The 306-nt window shown below is 69.9% G+C and carries 1 protein-coding gene; it reads right to left on the minus strand.

Annotated features, from left to right (window positions below; all coding sequences use genetic code 11):
* Positions 1 to 306 (minus strand): alkaline phosphatase family protein (locus tag C7C46_RS33330; RefSeq protein ID WP_281278608.1); only part of this gene is annotated, 306 nt, incomplete at both ends.

The following is a 306-nucleotide window of genomic DNA, read 5'->3' on the forward strand; positions in this document are numbered from 1 at the left end:
ATGTTCACGCAGTTCGCCGGGGTGCCGAGGGCCGCGGTCCAGACTTCCATGAAGCGCAGTACGGAGGTGTGGTCGAAGGTTTCGGAGTTGACCCAGCCGCCGCGTGTCCAGGGGGAGATGGCGATCAGCGGGACCCGGAAGCCCAGGCCGCTGTTGGTGTTGCTGTAGACCTCGCCCCGGGTGCCGGGCGGGGCGGCCGGTGGCGGCCCGCGGTCGACGAAGCCGTCGTGCTCGTCGTGCTCGCGCAGCAGCACGGTGGAGTTGAAGCGGCCGGGCTCGGCTTGTAAGGCGTCCATGACCGGGTGG

Source organism: Streptomyces tateyamensis (assembly GCF_003205575.1).
GTDB lineage: Bacteria > Actinomycetota > Actinomycetes > Streptomycetales > Streptomycetaceae > Kitasatospora > Kitasatospora tateyamensis.